This is a genomic window from Micromonospora sp. NPDC023737 (assembly GCF_040639715.1).
In the GTDB taxonomy this organism is placed as follows: Bacteria; Actinomycetota; Actinomycetes; order Mycobacteriales; family Micromonosporaceae; genus Micromonospora.
Genome location: NZ_JBFAAL010000003.1, coordinates 148,461 through 166,197, shown reverse-complemented (window position 1 = coordinate 166,197; position 17,737 = coordinate 148,461). Strand labels below are relative to the sequence as shown.

Genomic DNA, 17,737 nt, shown 5'->3' with positions numbered 1-17,737 from the left:
GCCGGAATCATGCCAAGGCCGGCCCTGGCGCATCCGGACCGGTCCGGCGGCGGGGACCCTCGCCACGTACCGCACCGAAGACGTGCCGCGTCGCGATCTCCTGCTCCATCACCCCGGCGAGCCGGCGCACACCCTCCCGGATCCGCTCCGGCGGCGGGAAGCTGAAGTTCAGCCGCATATGGCCGGCACCGGAGCCGTCCGCGTAGAAGCCGGTACCCGGCACGTAGGCCACGCGGGCGGCCACGGCGCGCGGCATCATCGCCTTGGAGTCGAGGCCGGCGGGCAGGGTGGTCCACACGAAGAGACCACCGCCGGGCCTGGTCCAGCTGGTGCCCTCCGGCATCAGGTCGGCGAGCGCGTCGAGCAGCGCGTCGCGGCGCTCCCGGTAGACCTCCCGGTAGACCTTCAGCTGCTCCCGCCACGGCATGGTGTTGAGGTACGTCGCCACAGCGGCCTGCGCGTAGCCGCTGGGACAGAGGATCTGCGCCTCGCTCGCGATCACCAGCTTGTCGCGGACCGCGTGCGGCGCGAGGATCCAGCCGACCCGTAGACCGGGGGCGAAGGTCTTGGAGAAGGTGCCGAGGTAGAAGACGCCCTCTCGCCGGCGAGCCCGCAGCGGTAGGGGCGCCTCGCCCTCGAATCCCAGCTGCCCGTACGGGTCGTCCTCGATCACGAGCAGGCCGGCGCGCTCGCAGATGTCGAGGACCCGCTCCCGTCGCTCCTCGGTGAGCGTCACGCCGGTCGGGTTCTGGTAGGTGGGGATGGTGTAGAGGAACTTGACCCGCCGGCCGGCGCGTGCCTGCTCGGCGATGGCGGCCTCCAACGCCTCCGGGATGAGCCCGTCGGAGTCCATCGGCACGTGTACCACCTGGGCCTGGGCGGCCTGGAACACCCCGAGCGCGCCGACGTACGTCGGGCCCTCGGCGAGCACCACGTCGCCCGGATCCAGGAAGAGGCGGGCCACCAGGTCGAGCGCCTGCTGCCCGCCGACCGTCACCACCACGTCGTCCGGCGACGCGCCGCAGGAGGCGTCGATGCCGGAGAGGGCCATCACCTCGCAGATTCCCTCGCGCAGCTCCAGCGTGCCCTGGCCGATGCCGTACTGCAGCGTGGTCGCGCCGTGCTCGGAGCCCAGTCGACCGAGCATCTCGCCCACCGCGTCCAACGGCAGCGCGGTGATGTACGGAGCGCCGCCGGCCAGCGACACGACCTCAGGACGACTCGCCACTGCGAAGAGGGCTCGGATCTCCGAGGCCTTCATGCCCCGCACGCGCCGGGCGTACCGGTCGGTGTAGTCGTCGAGCGTCGTGCCGGCCATGACATCACCTCGATCGCTGGAAGGCGGACTCCCGCCCTGGGCGTACCCCGGACACCGTCGACCATGGCGGCACGGGGCGCCGATTTTCGATCCTAGACCGCTTCCGCCTAGCCGGTCACCGGACATCTGGTGCGTCCATTCCCCGGACGGTCACCCGCTCCGGTGGGCGTTCGCGCGTCCCCTCCCGTACGGTCGGATGGCGGCGTACGATCGCTCGTCGGGGGCAGGAAGGCGGCGCTGTCGTTCCGTGCCGGTTCACCACCGAGCCTAGTGTGGGGTGCGCCAATGTCGCGACGTCTGGTCAACCTGACCCTGGACACGCTGGAGGACCTGCCCCGTCCCTGCCGGCAGTGCGTCTACTGGGAGCTGGATCCGGTCTCCGCCGACCGGGCCTGCGCCGCCGGTGATCCGGGCCTGGAGAAGGAAGCCTGGGTCTCCCAGACCCTGCTCGAATGGGGGGCGTGCGGCAAACTCGCCTACGTCGACGGCATGCCGGCCGGCTTCGTCATGTACGCGCCTCCGGCTTACGTTCCCCGTTCGATGGCGTTTCCCACCTCGCCCGTCTCGGCCGACGCCGCGCTGCTGATGACGGCGAACGTGGTGCCGTCCTTCGGTGGCGGCGGGTTGGGACGGATGCTCGTGCAGGGTGTCGCGCGGGACCTCACCAAGCGCGGGATCAAGGCGATCGAGGCGTTCGGCGACGCCAAGTTCGGTGACGCGTCCGACGACTCCCGCGCCTGCGTCGCGCCGGCCGACTTCTTCCTCTCCGTCGGCTTCAAAACCGTACGTCCGCATCCTCGCTTCCCGCGGCTCCGGTTGGAGTTGCGTACCGCGCTGAGCTGGAAGTCCGACGTCGAGTACGCGCTGGAGAAGCTGCTCGGCTCGATGAGCCCGGAAAGCCTCCTACGCCCGGTCCGGCCCGCTGCGGCCACCCGTTCGAGCACGAACTGAACGGTGTGCCGGGGCGGTGGGCGATCAGTCCACCACCGTGCCGGCCGCCACCACCGCCCGTAGCTCGCTGACGTCGATCGAGCCGGTCGGCACGTCCCGTTCGATGGGGAAGTACATCCGCTGCACGGCGGCCACGATCGCCTCGGCGACCCGGTCGCGAAACCCCGGGTCGACCAGCCTGGCGCGGTCCGTCGGTGAGGTGAGGTAACCGACCTCCACCCGCACCGCCGGCATTCGGGTCAGTCGGAGCAGGTCCCACGCCTTGGCGTGGGTGCCGCAGTTCCGCAGCCCGGTGCGCGCCACGATCTCCCGTTGTACGAGTCCCGCCAGCCGCTCGCCGGTTGCCGAGGTCACCCCGTTGTTGGTGCCGTAGTGGTAGGTCGCCACCCCGTCGGCGTCGGGATTGAGGTGCCCGTCGGTGTGCAGCGAGATGAACACGTCAGCGCCGAGCGCGTTGGCCAGCTGGGCGCGGTCGGTGTCCGGCAGGCACTCACCGGGGGCCGGGCCGCGGGTGAGCTGCACTCGCACACCGGAGGCCGCCAGCCGTCCTTCCAGCCGGCTCGCCAGGTCGTGCACCAGATCCGCCTCGGTCCAGCGCAGCGTTCCGTCCGGCACCACCACGCCGGGGTCGGTGCCGCCGTGGCCCGGGTCGATCACCACCGTCCGGCCGACGAGGGTCGGCCCGGACTGCCGAATGGCGTCGGACTCGCGCAGCCACTGGGGACGACCGCCGACCACCTTCCGGCCGAGCCGGCGCAGCGCGTTCATGGTGTGCGGACCGCAGGCGCCGTCCGGAGTCAGGCCGACCTCTCGTTGGAACTGGGCCACCGCTCGGGACGTTCGGATGCCGTAGATGGCGTCCGCCCGGCCCGCGTCGTACCCCATCTCCAGCAGACGTTCCTGCAGCGAGCGGACGTCCTCGCCGGTCAGTGGCTCGGGCACCGCGTGGTAGAGGGTGCGCGCGCCGAGCCGCCAGCGGGCCGCCTCCAGGGCCCGCCACGTCTCCGCACCGACACGACCGTCCACGCTCAGCCCGCGGGACTGCTGGAAGGCGCGTACCGCCCGCTCGGTCGCGGCGTCGAACTCGTCGATCTGCGCGCCGTCCGACGGCGGGAGCAGCTTGAGACCGGCCAGGATCGTACGGATCTCCGTGACCGCGGGTCCGCGATCACCAGGACGGATCGGACGCACGCACGACCCCCTCTGCACGGGTGCTGGCTGGCCGGGCGGCCCGTGCTTGAGGTTATGCGTTCCGGCCGGGTGAGGTGGCTCGCCCGGCGAAAAAACGCGACCCCGCAACCGGATGGACCGGCTGCGGGGTCGCGGCGTACTCGTTGGTCAGAGCGCTGATTCGATCAGCTTGACCAGCTCGCCCTTGGGCTTGGCACCGGCGATGGACTGCACCGGCTCGCCGTTCTTGAAGATCGTCAGGGTCGGCACGGACATCACCCGGTAGGCCCGGGCGGTCTCCGGGTTCTCGTCGATGTTCAGCTTGACGATGGTGACCTGGTCGCTCATCTCGCCCGCGATCTCCTCGAGCAGCGGCGAGACCTTGCGGCACGGCCCGCACCACTCGGCCCAGAAGTCGACCAGCACCGGCTTGTCGGACTTCAGCACGTCGCTGGCGAAGCTCGCGTCGGTGACAGCCTTGGTTGTTCCCACTATGGCCCTCCTCCAGGGTCGTTCGGGTTGTTCAGCCCTGCAAAGTCGCGATGAAGCGCTCGGCGTCGAGGGCGGCCGCACAGCCGGTACCGGCGGCGGTGATCGCCTGCCGGTAGGTGTGGTCTACCAGGTCGCCGGCCGCGAAGACGCCAGGCACGCTGGTCCGGGTGGTGGGTGCCTCGACCTTCACGTACCCCTCGTCGTCGAGCTCCACCTGCCCGCGGAAGAGCTCGCTACGCGGGTCGTGGCCGATCGCCACGAAGACGCCGGTGACGTCGAGTTCCTTGGTCTCGCCGGTGTGCACGTTGCGGACGCGGACGCCGGAGACCTTGCCGTCGGAACCGAGGACCTCCTCGACCACGGTGTTCCACTCGACCTTGATCTTGTCGTTGTTCAGCGCCCGGTCGGCCATGATCTTGCTGGCACGGAACGAGTCACGGCGGTGGATGATGGTGACCGAGTCGGCGAAACGGGTGAGGAAGCTGGCCTCCTCCATCGCCGAGTCGCCACCGCCGACGACGACGATGTGCTGGTTCCGGAAGAAGAAGCCGTCGCAGGTCGCACACGAGGAGACGCCGTGGCCGAGGTACTCCTGCTCGCCCGGCACGCCCAGCGGCCGCCACGCGGAACCGGTGGACAGGATGACGGCGCGGGCACGGTAGGCCGTCTCGCCGACCCACACGGTGCTGACCGCGCCGGAGCCGGCGTCACCGGTGTCCACCAGCTCGACCCGGGTCACGTCGTCGGTCAGGAACTCGGCACCGAACCGTTCGGCCTGCTTACGCATGTTGTCCATGAGCTCGGGCCCGAGGATGCCGTCGGCGAAACCGGGGAAGTTCTCCACCTCGGTCGTCGTCATCAGCGCGCCACCGGACTGCACGCCCTCGATGATGAGCGGCTTCAGGTTGGCGCGCGCGGCATAGACCGCCGCCGTGTAACCGGCCGGCCCGGAGCCGATGATGATCAGGTTGCGGACCTCGTCCACTGCCGTCTCCCGAGTTGTGTGTGTTTCGGCATCGGCGCGCGCACGATGCCGATCCGGTTGCCGACGCCTGGAGGAGCCGGCAGCTACTTCAGAAACGTCATCGTACGAACCGGGAATTCCCGCGCCAGGCGTCCGGTGGGTCACGTCACGCGGATGCCCGAACGCCCGGGTAACCGCGAACTCACCCTACCCGCGTCCGATAACGGGTGTCCGCGCCGGAGCCCGGCACCCCACACTCCGGGCCGCTCACCCAGGCCCACCGTGCGCCCGCCGCGTCGGTGAAGCGCACGACCAGCGCCTGCTCGCCCTGGAAGGCCGCGTAGTCGACCAGATCGGCCACGAGGGCGCCGCCCCGGTGCTCGGCGGCGATCTCTGTCAGGCAGGTGCTGAGTGCCGCCGGATCGGTCAGCCGGGCGAGCCGGTCCCGTCCGTCAGGTGCGGGCAGCCGGCCACCCTGGGCATCGACGGCGCTCTGGTTGCTCGGGAGCGGTGCGCCATCCAGCGTTTTGGGCAGCCCGGACGCGAACGCGGAGCCCAGATTCTCTGGTGCGTAGTCGATACCGCTGTGCATCGACGGCCCAGTGGTCCGGACCGGTGCGGCCGCGGCCTCGGGAGCGTTCACGGGCGCTTCCAGCGCGGCACCGGAGGTCCGGGCGTCGTCTCCTCCACCGGCGAGCTGGTCGACGCCGAGGCCGACGACCGCCACGGCGGCCGCGGCCAGTGCCACCGGCCCCGCCACCCGGGCCAGGCGTCGCCGTCGTCGACCGGGCCCGGTGGGGGCGCCCCGATCCGACCGCGGTACACCGGCAGCGGGCCGCCGGCGACCGCCCTGAGCCGGTACGAGCGGGCTGCTGGTCTGGTCCGCGTCCGGCTCGGACGGCTTCTCCGTGTGGGCATCGGGCGTCCCGGGCCCGCCGAACCCGGTGTGTGCGCCGTCGGCGCTGACCGCGTCGTCGTCGGCAGTGGTCGCGTCCACGTCCGTGCCGCCGGGAGTCGTGTCCTGGGCCGGGCCCGGACCGGTCGCGGTCGGGAGCTCACCGGTCAGCGGAGGCAGCGCGGCGAGGGCCGAGGTGATCCGCTCGGCGACGTCCAGCGGCATGTCGGCAACCGGCTCACCCCAGCGGGCGAGATCCCCCTCGACGGCCGCCACAGCCGGCGCCAGCTGTGCGTACGCCTCGGCCCAGGCGGCGTCCTCGGCGACCAGGCGCGCGACCACCGCCTGCTCCGGCGTGCCGTCCAGCGCCCCGCCGAGGTAGTCGGCGAGCAGGTCGTGGTCGACCTCCCGGAACCGCCCGACCGTCACGTGTCCTCCTGCTTGGCGTCCCGCCGGGATCTCCCCGACCCTGATCCGACGCCCTCCACCCGGCGCGGGTTCCCGAGGGTGACGGGCGGCACGCCGGAGCCGCTACCGGCCGGCGTCGCCGCGCCGCCCGCCGTCGGGCGGAGGTGGCCCAGGAGGACGGCCAGCCGGGCCCGGCCCCGGGCGCAACGGCTCTTCACCGTCCCCTCGGCCACGCCGAGGATCTTCGCCACCTCGGCGACGGGATAGCCCTGTACGTCCACCAGGACGAGCGCGGCGCGCTGCTCCACGGGCAGCGCGGCGAGCGCCTCCCGGACGACCAGCGCGGTTTCGTGATCGTGCACCGGAGCGGCCGGCTCCACACCTCCCGTGGCGGAACCGCTGTCGGTGCGTACACCGTCGGGCAGCGGCACCGTCGGATGCGCCTGCCGCCGACGGATGCGGTCGAGGCAGGCGTTCACCACGATCCGGTGCAACCAGGTGGTGACCGCCGAGTCGCCGCGGAACCGACTCGCGGCACGGTGAGCGGAGAGCAGAGCATCCTGGAGCGCGTCAGCGGCCTCCTCGCGGTCTCCCATGGTCCGTAGCGCCACCGCCCAGAGGCGGTCGCGGTGTCGCTGGAAGAGCTGAGCGAAGGCATCCCGGTCGCCGGCGACGTGGGCGCGCAGCAGAGCGAGGTCATCAGACGGGTCGGCGGGCCCAGCCGGGGTGGGCAGGCCCGCCGTCGTACGCGTGTCGCGCTCGTCCATCACCACGTCCGGCGGAGGCGGTGCCCGGAGCGCGGCGGCCGGGTCACGACCCCTGGACCGTGATTTCCTGGACGTCGATCTGGTAACCCCGGTCGTTCGGAGGCAGCTGGGTGATCCAGAAAAGCAGGTAGCGGTACTTCTTGTCGGCGTCGAAGCCGTCGAAGGCCATCGTGGTGCCGTCGTGCTCCTCGAACGGCTGCCCGATCCGGGTCTTCTTGTAGTCCTGCACCAGCTGCTTGTCGCCGTTCGACGTCGACGGCGGGTTGGTGGTGCCGGTGAGCAGCTCGGCGGTGGCGCCGGTGCTGGAGAGGCTGACCTGGACGGACTTCACCGTGCGCTGGCTGCCGAGGTCGATCCAGACCCCCATGCCAGACTTTCGGTTGCCGAACTTGGCGGTGGTGTAGGTGTCGGTACCCCAGCCCTTGTCCCGGTCACCGTCAATGACCTTGTTCGCGCCGTCCAACTCATCCCGCAGTTTGCTGTCCGGGTCGACGATGCGTACGTCCCGGACGCGCAACGGGCCGACGGCCGGGGCCGGTGGCTCGGCCTGGGCGGGTGCGCTGGAACTCGGCGCAGCCACCGGATTGGTCTGCGGGTCCTTGTCGTCGCCGCCCAGGGTGCTGATGCCGATCAGAAGCCCGACCAGGGCGACCGCCAGCAGCCCGGCGATGCCGATGGCGACCTTGCGGCCGCCCGCGGCGGCCAACGGCGAGGGCTCTTCCCCGGGCTCGGCCGTGAAGCGCAACGGACCGCTGTTGTCGAGGAACTGATCCTCGGCCGGTACGTCGAGGCGGGCCAGTTCGGCGGCGAGCACGTCCGACGACGGCGGCGCGATGTCGGCGTCGAGCAGATCCATGGTCAGGTCGTCGAGGTACGCGGGCACGCCTGCGCGGACCTGCCGGGGCGCGGCGAGCGCGCCGTCGGCGTCCCGGACCGCGTCGGGGATGGCGGCACGGCCGTGTCCGGCGGTGGCGCCCCGCAGCGGAGCCTCGGTGTGCGGCCAGTGCCCGGTCAGCGCGAAGTAGAGGATGCCGCCGACCGCGCGGACGTCGCTCTCCTGGCTGTCGTCACCGTCGGTACGCGCGTCCGCCAGCACCACGCGGCCGTCGTCGGAGATCATGACGGTGCCCGGGTGTACGTTCCCGTGCACCATTCCGGTGGCGTGGACGGCGGCCAGCGCGCTGGCGACGGCGGATCCGATCGCGGTCGCCCGGGCCGAGTCCAGCGGCTCGTCGGCAACCATCTCGCGCAGGGACCGTCCGTCGACCCATTCACGGACCACGTACGCCCGCTCGTCCTCGTCGATCGCGTCGTAGACGCCGACGAGGTTGGGGTGGATGACACGGCTGGCCGCGACGGCGGCCTGAAGCATCTCGGTGGCGGAGTCGCCGCCCGGGTAGCGCAGCACGACCGCGACCGGGCGGCGCAGGATGACGTCGACACCTCGCCAGACCAACCGCCCGGCACTGTCGTTGTTGATGTGTTCGACCAGCTCGTACCGCTCGGCGAGGATCTCACCGGTCGTGGGAGCACCGAAGGTCATGACCGGCGGAGCGCTCTCGTCCGCGTCCTGACCCTCGCCGACCTGGGTCACCCGTCCTCCCTCGGTGATCGTGTCGATCGATGGACCCGCGCTGCTGGGCATGTGGCTTCCCGCTCTGCCTTCGAAGGAACCGGCCGACCGGTGTCGACGCGAGCGCCGCCGCCTGCCGTACCCGTCGAGAGCGACCTTACCCGGGTTGCCCGCTTCCCCGACATGTCATCTTCCCGCCGTACCCACCAAGGTGCCGGGGGTATGACACGCCGTCCGGTTACGACCGTTGTCAGCCACGTTGCTGGCACATGTACTAGCCAATCTACGGGTTCGCCGCAAGAGGCCGCCGGAGGGGCTCGGACCGGGGTGGTGGTCGCGCCCAGCTCCCTCGTTCCCACCGTACGGTCGGCCACGCTCAGCCGTACGGCTGGTTATCCACAGGCCGATCCGGCGGTTGGCCGGTGAATCGCTGAGTTATCCACAGCCGCATCCCCAGGCTGGTGATCCATGGTGACGCACCGTACGGGCGGATCGAAGGTGGGGTCAGCGGCCGAGGCGGCGCCGGACCATGCCCACCACCTCGGTGATCTCACCGATCCGCAGCGCCATGGCGAGGGCCAGGTAGGTCGCGCCGATCGCCGCGCCGCCGATGACGAGCTGGAGTACGGCCTCGCCCCGAGACAGCTGCGCCGAGTCACCCGGGAGCACGGTGACCACGAGGAATCCGACGAGGGCGGCGCCGAGCGCCGCGACGATCACCCGGCCCATCGTGCGCATGATCGCGCCGATCCCGATCCGCCCGACCCGTGGCCGCAGCAGGATCGCGGAGATCACGGCCGCCGCCACGTACGAGATCGCGTTGCCGAGCATCATGCCGGCCGCCGCGAAGGTGCGCGAGAAGGCGAGGTAGAGGCCGACCTGGATCAGTACCCGCAGCACCACCACCGGGATGTTCACCAGCGCCGGGGTGCGGGTGTCCGGCAGGGCGTAGAAGGCGAACGTGAAGAGCTGGCTGATCGCGAACGGCACCAGGGCGAGTGCGGCGACCAGCAGCACCGTCGAGGTGGCCACCGCGTTGTCACCGCTGAACGCGCCGTACTGGAAGACCACCACCGCGATCGGCGCGGCCAGCACCGCGTAGCTGACCGCGATCGGCGCGAGCACCGCGGTGACCATCCGGGTGCCCCGGGACAGGTCGGCGGTGACCTCGTGGAACCGGCCGTCGGCCGCGGCGGCGCTCATCCGTGGCATCAGCGCGGTGATGATCGAGACGGCGATGATGCCGTGCGCCATCATCAGCAGCAGGAAGACGTTGTTGTAGATCAGCAGACCGGCGCTGTCCTCGCCCGCCGCCCGGGTGAGCACGTTGACGATCACGAACAGGCCGAGCTGGTTGACGGCGACGTAGCAGAACATCCACCCGCCGAGCTTGGCCAGCTCCCGCAGCCCCAACTCGCGGAAGTCGAACCGCAGCTTCCACCGGAATCCCACCTTGCGCAGCGCCGGCAGCAGGCCGGCGGACTGCACCGCCACACCGAGCAGGGTGCCCCCGCCGACCAGCAGGATCCGTCCCCAGCCCATGTCGTCCGGCCGGATGGCCTTCGCGCCGTAGAACAGGATGTAGAGGCCGAACGTGCCGATGACCACCAGGTTGTTGAGGATCGGCGCCCACATCGGCGCGGCGAAATGCCCCCGGGTGTTCAACACCGCGGCGATCAGCGCGCTCAACCCAGTGAAGAAGAGCATCGGCAGCATCAGCCACGACAGCTTCGTGACCAGCCCCGTGTACGCGTCATCCTTGCCGCTCGCGTAAAGGGTGGTCAGCACCGGTGCCAGGAGCACCGCGATCAGCGCCGCGGCGGCCAGCGCGAGCACCGCGAGGGTGAGCAGCCGCTGGGCGTACGCCTCACCCCGGTCCGGGTCGGTTTTCCGGCGGCGTACCAGCACCGGGATCAGCACACTGGTCAGCACCCCGCCGAGCAGGAACTCGTACACCTGGTTCGGGAGGAACTGCGCGGTGGTGTAGACGTTGCCGACCAGGTTGCCCAGCGCGGCGCCGATCATCAGGTTCCGGAGGAACCCGGTGCCCCGGCTGACGAGGCTGCCGATCGCCATCACGGCGCTGTTCGCGGCGGCGCTCGTCTCCGCGACGACCTCCTGCGGCGGGGCCACCGCCTCCGCCCCCGGCTGGTTGAGCGGCTCCGCGGAGATGAAGGTGGCGCCGTCCGCCGACGGCCGCCCGTCGTACCCGCCGGGGTCGCCGCCCTGTGCGGCGTTCGCGCTGCGGTAGAGCCCGCCGCTCATCTCCAGCCTCCCCGGGGTACGTCAAGCAGGGCACCTGCCCGCACGTCACAGACCTTAGTCAACGCGAACCCGATACCCGCGCCCGCCGCAGGAGATCCAGACCCGGCCCGATAGGCTGGCGATCCCATGTCCGAAGCCTCCGCACCGCACGCCGCCGACCGCCGCGAACTAACCGCCGCCCAGCGCAACGCCGTCGCCGAACTTCTCCGGGTCTCCCCGGTCGCCGACGAGCTTGGCCGCCGGTTCGCCAGGGCCGGTCACGAGTTGCACCTTGTGGGCGGTTCCGTGCGAGATGCCCTGCTCGGGCGGCTCGGCGAGGACCTCGACTTCTGCACCGACGCCCACCCCGACGAGACCCTGCGCATCGTCAAGGGCTGGGCGGAGGCGGTCTGGGAGACCGGTCGCGAGTTCGGCACCATCGGTGCGCAACGCGACGGGCTGCGGCTGGAGATCACCACCTTCCGAGCCGAGGCGTACGACCAGGTCAGCCGGAACCCGGTGGTCGAGTACGGCACCAGCCTGGTCGAGGATCTGAAGCGGCGCGACTTCACCATCAACGCGATGGCGGTGAGCCTGCCCGAGCACCGGTTCACCGACCCGCACGGCGGTCTCGACGACCTCGCCGCCAAGGTGATCCGTACGCCCGCCTCGCCCCAGGAGTCGTTCCGCGACGACCCGCTGCGGATGCTGCGCGCCGCCCGGTTCGCCGCGCAGCTGCGTTTCGCGGTGCACCCAGACGTACGCGCGGCGATGGTCGCGATGGCGGCCGACCTGGACCGGATCACCGCCGAGCGGATCCGGGACGAGTTCACGAAGCTGCTGTGCGGCGCCGACCCGATCACCGGGCTACGGCTGCTGGTCGACACCGGGCTGGCCGAGCGCTTCCTGCCCGAGCTGACCGGGCTGAAACTGGAGATCGACGAGCACGCCCAGCACAAGGACGTCTACGAGCACACGCTGACCGTGGTGAGCAACGCGGTCGGCTTCGAGGAGGAGGGCTGCGACTTCATCCTCCGCATGGCCGCGCTGATGCACGACGTGGGCAAGCCGGACACCAAGGCGGTCGGCCCGGACGGGCGGGTCAGCTTCCACCACCACGAGGTGGTCGGCGCGCGGTTGACCAAGGCGCGGATGAAGGCGTTGCGCTACCCGAAGGAGGTCACCTCCAAGGTGACCGCGCTGGTCGCGTTGCATCTGCGCTTCTACGGCTACGGCCGGGGCGAGTGGACCGACTCGGCGGTACGCCGCTACGTCACCGACGCCGGTGACCTGCTGCCCCGGTTGCACAAGTTGACCCGCTCGGACTGCACCACCCGTAACCGTCGTAAGGCGGCACAGTTGGCCGCGGACTACGACGCGCTGGAGGAGCGGATCGCCCGGATCGCGGCGGATGAGGACCTGGCGCGCGTACGTCCCGACCTGGACGGCAACGCGATCATGGAATTGCTCGGCGTACCGCCGGGGCCGGTGGTGGGCCGGGCCTGGAAGTATCTGAAGGACCTGCGCCTGGAGCGCGGCCCGCTGGACCGTGACGCCGCGGAGGCGGAGCTGCTCCGCTGGGCCCGCGACGAGGGCATCGTCTCCTGACGGACACCGAGAAGGGCCCCTACGCCAACGCGCCAAGCGTTGACGAGGGGCCCTTCCCTTCGGCTCAGGCTTCGACGGCAGACTTCGACCTGCCGTTGTCGGCGGCCGCGCCGAGCCGGGCGAGAAGCCCGGGCAGATCGATGCCGGTGAGGTCGCTGCCGAGCTGCAGCCCCTGTGCCACGTTGCCCGCCACCGACTTGGTCAGCGACGACGCGCCGTCGGTGGAGATGACGGTCATCTTGTCGATCGCACCGATCGGCGCGCTGGCCGCCTCGACCACCTGGGGCAGCACCTTGACCAGCAGGTCGAGCACGGCGGCCTCTCCGTACGCGGCGAACGCCTCGGCCTTGCGGGCCATCGCGTCGGCCTCGGCCTGGCCTTTGGCCAGGATCGCGGCGGCCTCAGCCTGACCCTCCCGCTCCACGGCCTCGGCGATCGCCGAACGTCGCCGCTGCTCCGCCTCACCCTCCTTGGCGCCCTCGATCGCGTTCGCCTCGGCAAGCGCCGCCCGGCGGGCGCGCTCGCCCTCACCGGTGAGCCGGGCCTGCTCGGCGGAGGCCTGAGCGGCGGCGATGACCGACTGCCGCTGGGCGTCGGCCTGTAGCACCGCCGCGTTGCGGGCCGCCTCGGCCTCCTGCTCCACCTTGTAACGGGCGGCGTCGGCCGGCTTGCGCACCTCCGTGTCGAGCTGGCGCTGCTTCAGCTCGGCGTTGCGCTCGGCCACCTTCTGCTGCTCCGAGAGGATCGCCTGGTCCCGCTCCGCCTGGGCGAGCGGCCCGGCCGCGGCAGACTTCGCCTTTGCGGCGTCGATCTCGGCCTGGATGCCGGCCTGCTTGAGGGCGAGGTTCCGGTTGGCCTCGGCGATGGCCTCCTCGGCGAGCAGTCGCTCCTGCTCGGCTTGCTGCCGGGCCCGCGCCTCGGCGATGGCCGCGTCCTTGAGCACCCGGGCCGCCTCCGGCCGGCCGAGGTCCTGCAGGTAGCTGCCCTCGGCCAGGATGTCCTGCAGCTGGAAGGTGTCCAGCACGAGGCCCTGGTTCGTCATCGAGTGCTCGGCCTCCTCGGCCACCGCGCTGGCGAATGCGGCCCGGTCGCGGATGACCTCCTCGACGGTGAGCCGGCCGACGATCGAACGCAGCGCGCCGGCCAGCACCTCCCGGGTGAAGTCCTCGATCTCGTCCTGCTGGTGCAGGAAGCGTTGGGCGGCGGCCCGGATGGCGTCCTCCGTGCCACCTACCTTGACGATGGCGACGCCATGCAGCTCGGTACGGATGCCCTGCTTGCTCACCGCGCCCTTGATGCCGACGTCGATCCGGCGGCTGGACAGGTCGAGCGACTGGAGCTTCTGCACCACCGGCAGGACGAAGACCGACGCCCCGAGTACCACCTTCTGTCCGGACATGTCCGTCGATCGGCCGCCGTCGGCGGTCTGGGTGGTGCGGCCCTTGCGGCCGGTGACGATGAACGCCTCGTTCGGCCCGGCGACCTTTATCCGCGAGAGCACGAAGAGCACGAGAACGATGACGAGGAGGACGGCACCTCCGATGGCGATGAACAGGGGCATGCAGTTTTCCTGTCTGCGAGGGGTTGAATGCGAAGGGGGTTGGATCAGTAGGGCTCGATGTGCACGCTGGTCTCGCTGAGCGCCTCGACCACGAAGATCCGCGTGCCGACGGCGATGGCCTGGTCGGCGCGGGCGTTGAGCTTGACCGGTTGGCCGGCCAGGCGTATCCGGACCTCTCCGTAGCCGTTCACCGGCACCGGGGTGACGACCAACCCCACCGAGCCGACCAGGTCGTTCCGGGTCGGGGTGGCATCGGTCGGCATCCGCCGGGCGGCGCGGCCCAGCCGGGCCGCCGCCCAGGCGACGGGAATAGCGGCGAGCGCCCCGCCGGCCGCCGCCGAGGCGACCGCGCCGGTGGTCCGACCACCGACGAGCTCGTTGACGATCGCGGCGCCGAAGCCGAAGGCGCCCGCGAAACCGGCGACGGTCTCGAGCGAGACCGGCCCGTCGACGTCGGCGCCGCCGAAGTGCAGCAGTTCCGTGCCGAGCAGACCGAGCGCCAGCACACCGACGCCGGCCCCGCCGATGATCAGAAAGATGAGTGTCCCCGTGGCCACGCCCGGAACGGTATCGACATTCCGCAACGCATCAGGCCGGTCCGACCGTCAGCGTCAGGTTGTCCAGCGCCGGCGGCAGCGGTAGACGCCGGCGGGCTACGGAATCTTGCTCTGATCTTCGATCTAGCCATTGACAAGATCTCGACGGCTTGGCAATCTTTACGGCGACAAGATGGAGGTGCCCCCATGTCCTCGGCAACCCTGACCACCGCCGGCATCCTGCTGATCACCGTCGTCGCCGTCGCGTACGGCGGCCTGACGCTGCTCACTCACCTCGCCCGCCGCAAGGGCGGCTACCTCGACAACCCCGTGCGCCGTGGTCTCTGGACGGCCGGACATGCCCATGCCGGCGTGCTGGTCCTCTTCGCGCTCGCGGTCCTGCCCTACATCGACCAGGCCGATGCGTCCGAGGGCACGCGCACCGTGATCCGGTCATTGCTGGTAGCGGCGCCGGTCCTGATGCCGCTGGGCTTCTTCCTCTCGGTGGTACGCCCCCAGGACACCCGGCCCAACAAGCTGATCTGGTTGACCGTCCTCGGCGGCGGCTGCCTGATCGCCGGCTCGCTGCTGCTCGGCATCAACCTGCTCTGATCGGGACGGAATCGAGCCGGGGACGCCTGGCCTGGCGAAGGTGTCGTACGGCCACGGAGAATGGACGGATGCGCTGGACCGTGCTCGACTCACCGATCGGCGAGTTCTCCCTGGCCACCGACGGCACGAGCGTGTGCGGGACGCACTTCGGGCGGCTCGATGCGGCCGCGGCCGAGCCGGAGGACGACCTGACCCGGCAGGCGGTCGGCGAACTGCGCGCGTACTTCGCCGGTGAGCTCACCGACTTCACCGTGCCGGTCAGGATGCCACGCGGCTCCGACTTCGAACGGGCGGTCTGGCGAGAGATGGTCGCTATCCCGTACGGCGAGACGCTGACCTACGGCGAGGTCGCGCAGCGGGTGGGCGACCCGGGCGCAGCGCGGGCGGTCGGAGTCGCCTGCAACCGCAACCCGGTCCCGGTGATCGTGCCGTGTCACCGCATCGTCGGTGCCGGCGGCAAGCTCGTGGGTTTCGGCGGCGGGCTGGACCGCAAGGTGCACCTGCTGGAGCTGGAGGCCCGGATAGCGCTGCAACGCGCCTGGTCCTGACCGCAGCAGTGGGCGGGTGATCGAGCCGGACGATTTCCATCCGTCGGCTCAGGTCGGTGGTTCACCGACCTGAGGCATAACGGGCCGTGCTCCCTGTCGAGCTGCCCCAGAAATGGGGCAGCTCGACAGTGTGGCTCCCCGGCGTCCTCGGCCTGCCGGTTCCCGCACCAAGGCCGCGCGGCGAGGGCCGGCGCAACCACGATCGCGGCGAGTGCCGGACGCAACCGAGGCCGCCGCGCCGGACGGATGCAGTGAGGGCCGGGTCCACCCGGACCCGGCCCTCACTGCGTTGCTGTGGTCAGCGCGTCAGCGCTCGACCTCACCGGCGATGAACGCCTCCACGGCGGCGTGCGCGTCGTGGTCGGCGTACTGCACGGGCGGGGACTTCATGAAGTACGACGAGGCCGACAGGATCGGGCCACCGATCTTCCGGTCGAGCGCGATCTTCGCGGCCCGGACCGCGTCGATGATGACGCCGGCCGAGTTCGGGGAGTCCCACACCTCGAGCTTGAGCTCGGCGTTCAGGGGGGTGTCACCGAAGGAACGGCCCTCCAGGCGGATGTACGCCCACTTGCGGTCGTCCAGCCACGGCACGTGGTCCGACGGGCCGATGTGCACGTCGCTCTTCTGCATCTCGTGCGGGATCTGGGAGGTGACCGACTGGGTCTTCGAGATCTTCTTCGAGACGAGCCGGTTGCGCTCCAGCATGTTCATGAAGTCCATGTTGCCGCCGAAGTTGAGCTGGTACGTGCGCAGCAGCTCGACACCGCGGTCTTCGAAGAGCTTCGCCAGCGCGCGGTGCACGATGGTGGCCCCGACCTGGCTCTTGATGTCGTCACCGACGATCGGCAGGCCCGCGTCCTCGAACTTCTTCGCCCACTCCGGGTCGGAGGCGATGAAGACCGGCAGGGCGTTCACGAACGCGCAGCCGGCGTCGATCGCGGCCTGGGCGTAGAACTTGTCGGCCTGCTCGGAGCCGACCGGCAGGTAGGAGACCACGACGTCGACCTGGGCGTCGCGCAGCGCCTGGGCCACGTCGACCGGCTCGGCGTCCGACTCCTCGATGATCTCGCGGTAGTACTGGCCCAGACCGTCGAAGGTCGGACCGCGCTGCACGGTGACGCCCGTCGGCGGCACGTCGCAGAGCTTGATGGTGTTGTTCTCGCTGGCGACGATCGCCTCGGCGAGGTCCATGCCCACCTTCTTGGCGTCCACGTCGAACGCCGCGACGAACTGCACGTCCGAGACGTGGTAGTCGCCGAAGGTGACGTGCATGAGACCCGGGACGCGATCGTTGGGGTCGGCGTTCCGGTAGTACTCGACGCCCTGCACGAGGGACGAGGCGCAGTTACCCACACCGACGATGGCGACGCGGACGGAGCCCATAGCGTCTGCCTCCTTCTTCTTCATCACGGCCGCTCTTTCCTGGACTCTCCAGGTGGGGGCGGGCTGAACTCTTCTCGTCGGCCGCCGGCCGTCCCGAGTTGCGGGACCGTCGGGGCACGGCCGGAGCGCTCGTTTGCAATGAGCTCCTCCAGCCAGCGGACCTCGCGCTCACAGGCTTCAAGTCCGTGGCGCTGCAGTTCCAGGGTGTATGCGTCGAGGCGCTCGGCCGCCCGTGCCAGTACGTCGCGAAGTCCCTCGCGACGCTCCTCGATCTTGCGTCGGCGACCCTCCAGGATGCGGAGTCGGGTCGCCTGGTCGGTCCGGGCGAAGAACGCGAAGTGCACACCGAAGCCCGTGTCGTCGTACGTCTCGGGCCCCGTCTGTGCGATGAGTTGGGCGAAGCGTTCCTTGCCCTCCGCGGTGATTTTGTAGACCACCCGACCACGTCGGCTGGTCAGCGCGGGAACCTCCTCGGCGGTGGCGGGTGTCTCAGCAGCTTCGGTGATCCAGCCCGCCGCCTGCAGCCGGCGCAGGGTCGGGTAGAGCGAGCCGTAGCTGATCGCCGCTCGGATTGCGCCGAGCTTGGCAGCCAACTCCTTGCGCAGCTCGTAGCCGTGCATCGGAGACTCCTGCAGCAGGCCGAGGATGGCGAGCTCGAGCACGGGCCATCCTCTCTTACCCTCTGCGCGGAGCGATAACCGCCG

Annotated in this window: 16 protein-coding genes; 4 read left to right on the top strand and 12 right to left on the bottom strand. The window is 70.7% G+C overall.

Going from position 1 to position 17,737, the window contains the following annotated elements; all coding sequences use genetic code 11:
- Window positions 1-7 precede the first annotated feature (7 nt).
- Window positions 8-1,318 (bottom strand): PLP-dependent aminotransferase family protein, encoded by a 1,311-nt coding sequence (locus AB0F98_RS09560; protein ID WP_357731394.1) that lies wholly within the window; start codon window positions 1,316-1,318, stop codon window positions 8-10.
- A 285-nt stretch (window positions 1,319-1,603) separates the two neighbouring features.
- Here AB0F98_RS09560 and AB0F98_RS09555 point away from each other — a divergent pair, with 285 nt between their 5' ends.
- On the top strand, window positions 1,604-2,269 hold the full coding sequence (locus AB0F98_RS09555) for a GNAT family N-acetyltransferase (protein ID WP_357731391.1): 666 nt from the start codon (window positions 1,604-1,606) through the stop codon (window positions 2,267-2,269).
- A gap of 24 nt (window positions 2,270-2,293) precedes the next feature.
- On the opposite strand, the gene AB0F98_RS09550 is transcribed toward AB0F98_RS09555, so the two are convergent.
- From AB0F98_RS09550 to murJ, 7 genes are all read right to left on the bottom strand, one after another.
- A complete protein-coding gene (locus AB0F98_RS09550) occupies window positions 2,294-3,460 on the bottom strand; it encodes an N-acetylmuramoyl-L-alanine amidase (RefSeq protein WP_357731388.1) in 1,167 nt (388 codons plus the stop codon).
- Window positions 3,461-3,607: 147 nt separating this feature from the next.
- Window positions 3,608-3,931 carry a thioredoxin gene (gene trxA / locus AB0F98_RS09545; RefSeq protein ID WP_076468482.1) on the bottom strand — a complete coding sequence of 108 codons (324 nt, stop codon included), beginning with the start codon at window positions 3,929-3,931 and terminating at the stop codon, window positions 3,608-3,610.
- Window positions 3,932-3,962: 31 nt separating this feature from the next.
- The gene (trxB, locus tag AB0F98_RS09540; protein WP_350785700.1) at window positions 3,963-4,916 is read right to left on the bottom strand and encodes a thioredoxin-disulfide reductase; all 954 of its coding nucleotides are present in this window, start codon (window positions 4,914-4,916) and stop codon (window positions 3,963-3,965) included.
- A gap of 181 nt (window positions 4,917-5,097) precedes the next feature.
- Entirely contained in the window at window positions 5,098-6,219 is a 1,122-nt protein-coding gene (locus AB0F98_RS09535; protein WP_357731383.1) for a hypothetical protein, read from the bottom strand.
- The gene (gene sigM / locus AB0F98_RS09530; RefSeq protein ID WP_357731380.1) at window positions 6,216-6,965 is read right to left on the bottom strand and encodes an RNA polymerase sigma factor SigM; all 750 of its coding nucleotides are present in this window, start codon (window positions 6,963-6,965) and stop codon (window positions 6,216-6,218) included. Before sigM ends, AB0F98_RS09535 begins: the two co-directional genes overlap by 4 nt.
- A 43-nt stretch (window positions 6,966-7,008) precedes the next feature.
- A complete protein-coding gene (locus AB0F98_RS09525; RefSeq protein WP_357731377.1) occupies window positions 7,009-8,610 on the bottom strand; it encodes a protein kinase family protein in 1,602 nt (533 codons plus the stop codon).
- 432 nt (window positions 8,611-9,042) lie between these two features.
- Window positions 9,043-10,803, bottom strand: coding sequence for a murein biosynthesis integral membrane protein MurJ (murJ, locus tag AB0F98_RS09520; protein WP_357731373.1), 1,761 nt, complete (start codon window positions 10,801-10,803; stop codon window positions 9,043-9,045).
- A 126-nt stretch (window positions 10,804-10,929) separates the two neighbouring features.
- Here murJ and AB0F98_RS09515 point away from each other — a divergent pair, with 126 nt between their 5' ends.
- A complete protein-coding gene (locus AB0F98_RS09515; RefSeq protein ID WP_357731370.1) occupies window positions 10,930-12,390 on the top strand; it encodes a CCA tRNA nucleotidyltransferase in 1,461 nt (486 codons plus the stop codon).
- Window positions 12,391-12,454: 64 nt separating this feature from the next.
- Here the strand turns inward: AB0F98_RS09515 and AB0F98_RS09510 are convergent, their stop codons facing one another.
- Window positions 12,455-13,951, bottom strand: coding sequence for an SPFH domain-containing protein (locus AB0F98_RS09510; protein WP_357731367.1), 1,497 nt, complete (start codon window positions 13,949-13,951; stop codon window positions 12,455-12,457).
- Between the two features lie 44 nt (window positions 13,952-13,995).
- Window positions 13,996-14,508: a hypothetical protein gene (locus AB0F98_RS09505; RefSeq protein WP_357731363.1), complete on the bottom strand. Its 513-nt coding sequence runs from the start codon at window positions 14,506-14,508 to the stop codon at window positions 13,996-13,998.
- 186 nt (window positions 14,509-14,694) lie between these two features.
- Between AB0F98_RS09505 and AB0F98_RS09500 the strand changes: the two genes are divergently transcribed.
- Both AB0F98_RS09500 and AB0F98_RS09495 read left to right on the top strand, forming a co-directional pair.
- Window positions 14,695-15,099: a hypothetical protein gene (locus AB0F98_RS09500; protein ID WP_357731360.1), complete on the top strand. Its 405-nt coding sequence runs from the start codon at window positions 14,695-14,697 to the stop codon at window positions 15,097-15,099.
- 68 nt (window positions 15,100-15,167) lie between these two features.
- Window positions 15,168-15,647, top strand: coding sequence for a methylated-DNA--[protein]-cysteine S-methyltransferase (locus tag AB0F98_RS09495; RefSeq protein WP_357731357.1), 480 nt, complete (start codon window positions 15,168-15,170; stop codon window positions 15,645-15,647).
- A 306-nt stretch (window positions 15,648-15,953) separates the two neighbouring features.
- Here the strand turns inward: AB0F98_RS09495 and AB0F98_RS09490 are convergent, their stop codons facing one another.
- Both AB0F98_RS09490 and AB0F98_RS09485 read right to left on the bottom strand, forming a co-directional pair.
- Window positions 15,954-17,033, bottom strand: coding sequence for an inositol-3-phosphate synthase (locus tag AB0F98_RS09490; protein ID WP_355142889.1), 1,080 nt, complete (start codon window positions 17,031-17,033; stop codon window positions 15,954-15,956).
- 23 nt (window positions 17,034-17,056) lie between these two features.
- Complete coding sequence (locus AB0F98_RS09485) at window positions 17,057-17,695, bottom strand: PadR family transcriptional regulator (RefSeq protein WP_076468458.1); 639 nt, start codon at window positions 17,693-17,695, stop codon at window positions 17,057-17,059.
- Between the last annotated feature and the right edge of the window lie 42 nt (window positions 17,696-17,737).

What these genes read in the sequence shown, in the direction of transcription:
- AB0F98_RS09510 (WP_357731367.1), bottom strand. Translation starts at nt 13,951, where the DNA reads ATGCCCCTGTTCATCGCCATCGGAGGTGCCGTCCTCCTCGTCATCGTT.
- sigM (WP_357731380.1), bottom strand. Translation starts at nt 6,965, where the DNA reads ATGGACGAGCGCGACACGCGTACGACGGCGGGCCTGCCCACCCCGGCT.
- AB0F98_RS09525 (WP_357731377.1), bottom strand. Translation starts at nt 8,610, where the DNA reads ATGCCCAGCAGCGCGGGTCCATCGATCGACACGATCACCGAGGGAGGA.
- AB0F98_RS09515 (WP_357731370.1), top strand. Translation starts at nt 10,930, where the DNA reads ATGTCCGAAGCCTCCGCACCGCACGCCGCCGACCGCCGCGAACTAACC.
- AB0F98_RS09490 (WP_355142889.1), bottom strand. Translation starts at nt 17,033, where the DNA reads ATGGGCTCCGTCCGCGTCGCCATCGTCGGTGTGGGTAACTGCGCCTCG.
- AB0F98_RS09555 (WP_357731391.1), top strand. Translation starts at nt 1,604, where the DNA reads ATGTCGCGACGTCTGGTCAACCTGACCCTGGACACGCTGGAGGACCTG.
- AB0F98_RS09500 (WP_357731360.1), top strand. Translation starts at nt 14,695, where the DNA reads ATGTCCTCGGCAACCCTGACCACCGCCGGCATCCTGCTGATCACCGTC.
- murJ (WP_357731373.1), bottom strand. Translation starts at nt 10,803, where the DNA reads ATGAGCGGCGGGCTCTACCGCAGCGCGAACGCCGCACAGGGCGGCGAC.
- AB0F98_RS09495 (WP_357731357.1), top strand. Translation starts at nt 15,168, where the DNA reads ATGCGCTGGACCGTGCTCGACTCACCGATCGGCGAGTTCTCCCTGGCC.
- AB0F98_RS09560 (WP_357731394.1), bottom strand. Translation starts at nt 1,318, where the DNA reads ATGGCCGGCACGACGCTCGACGACTACACCGACCGGTACGCCCGGCGC.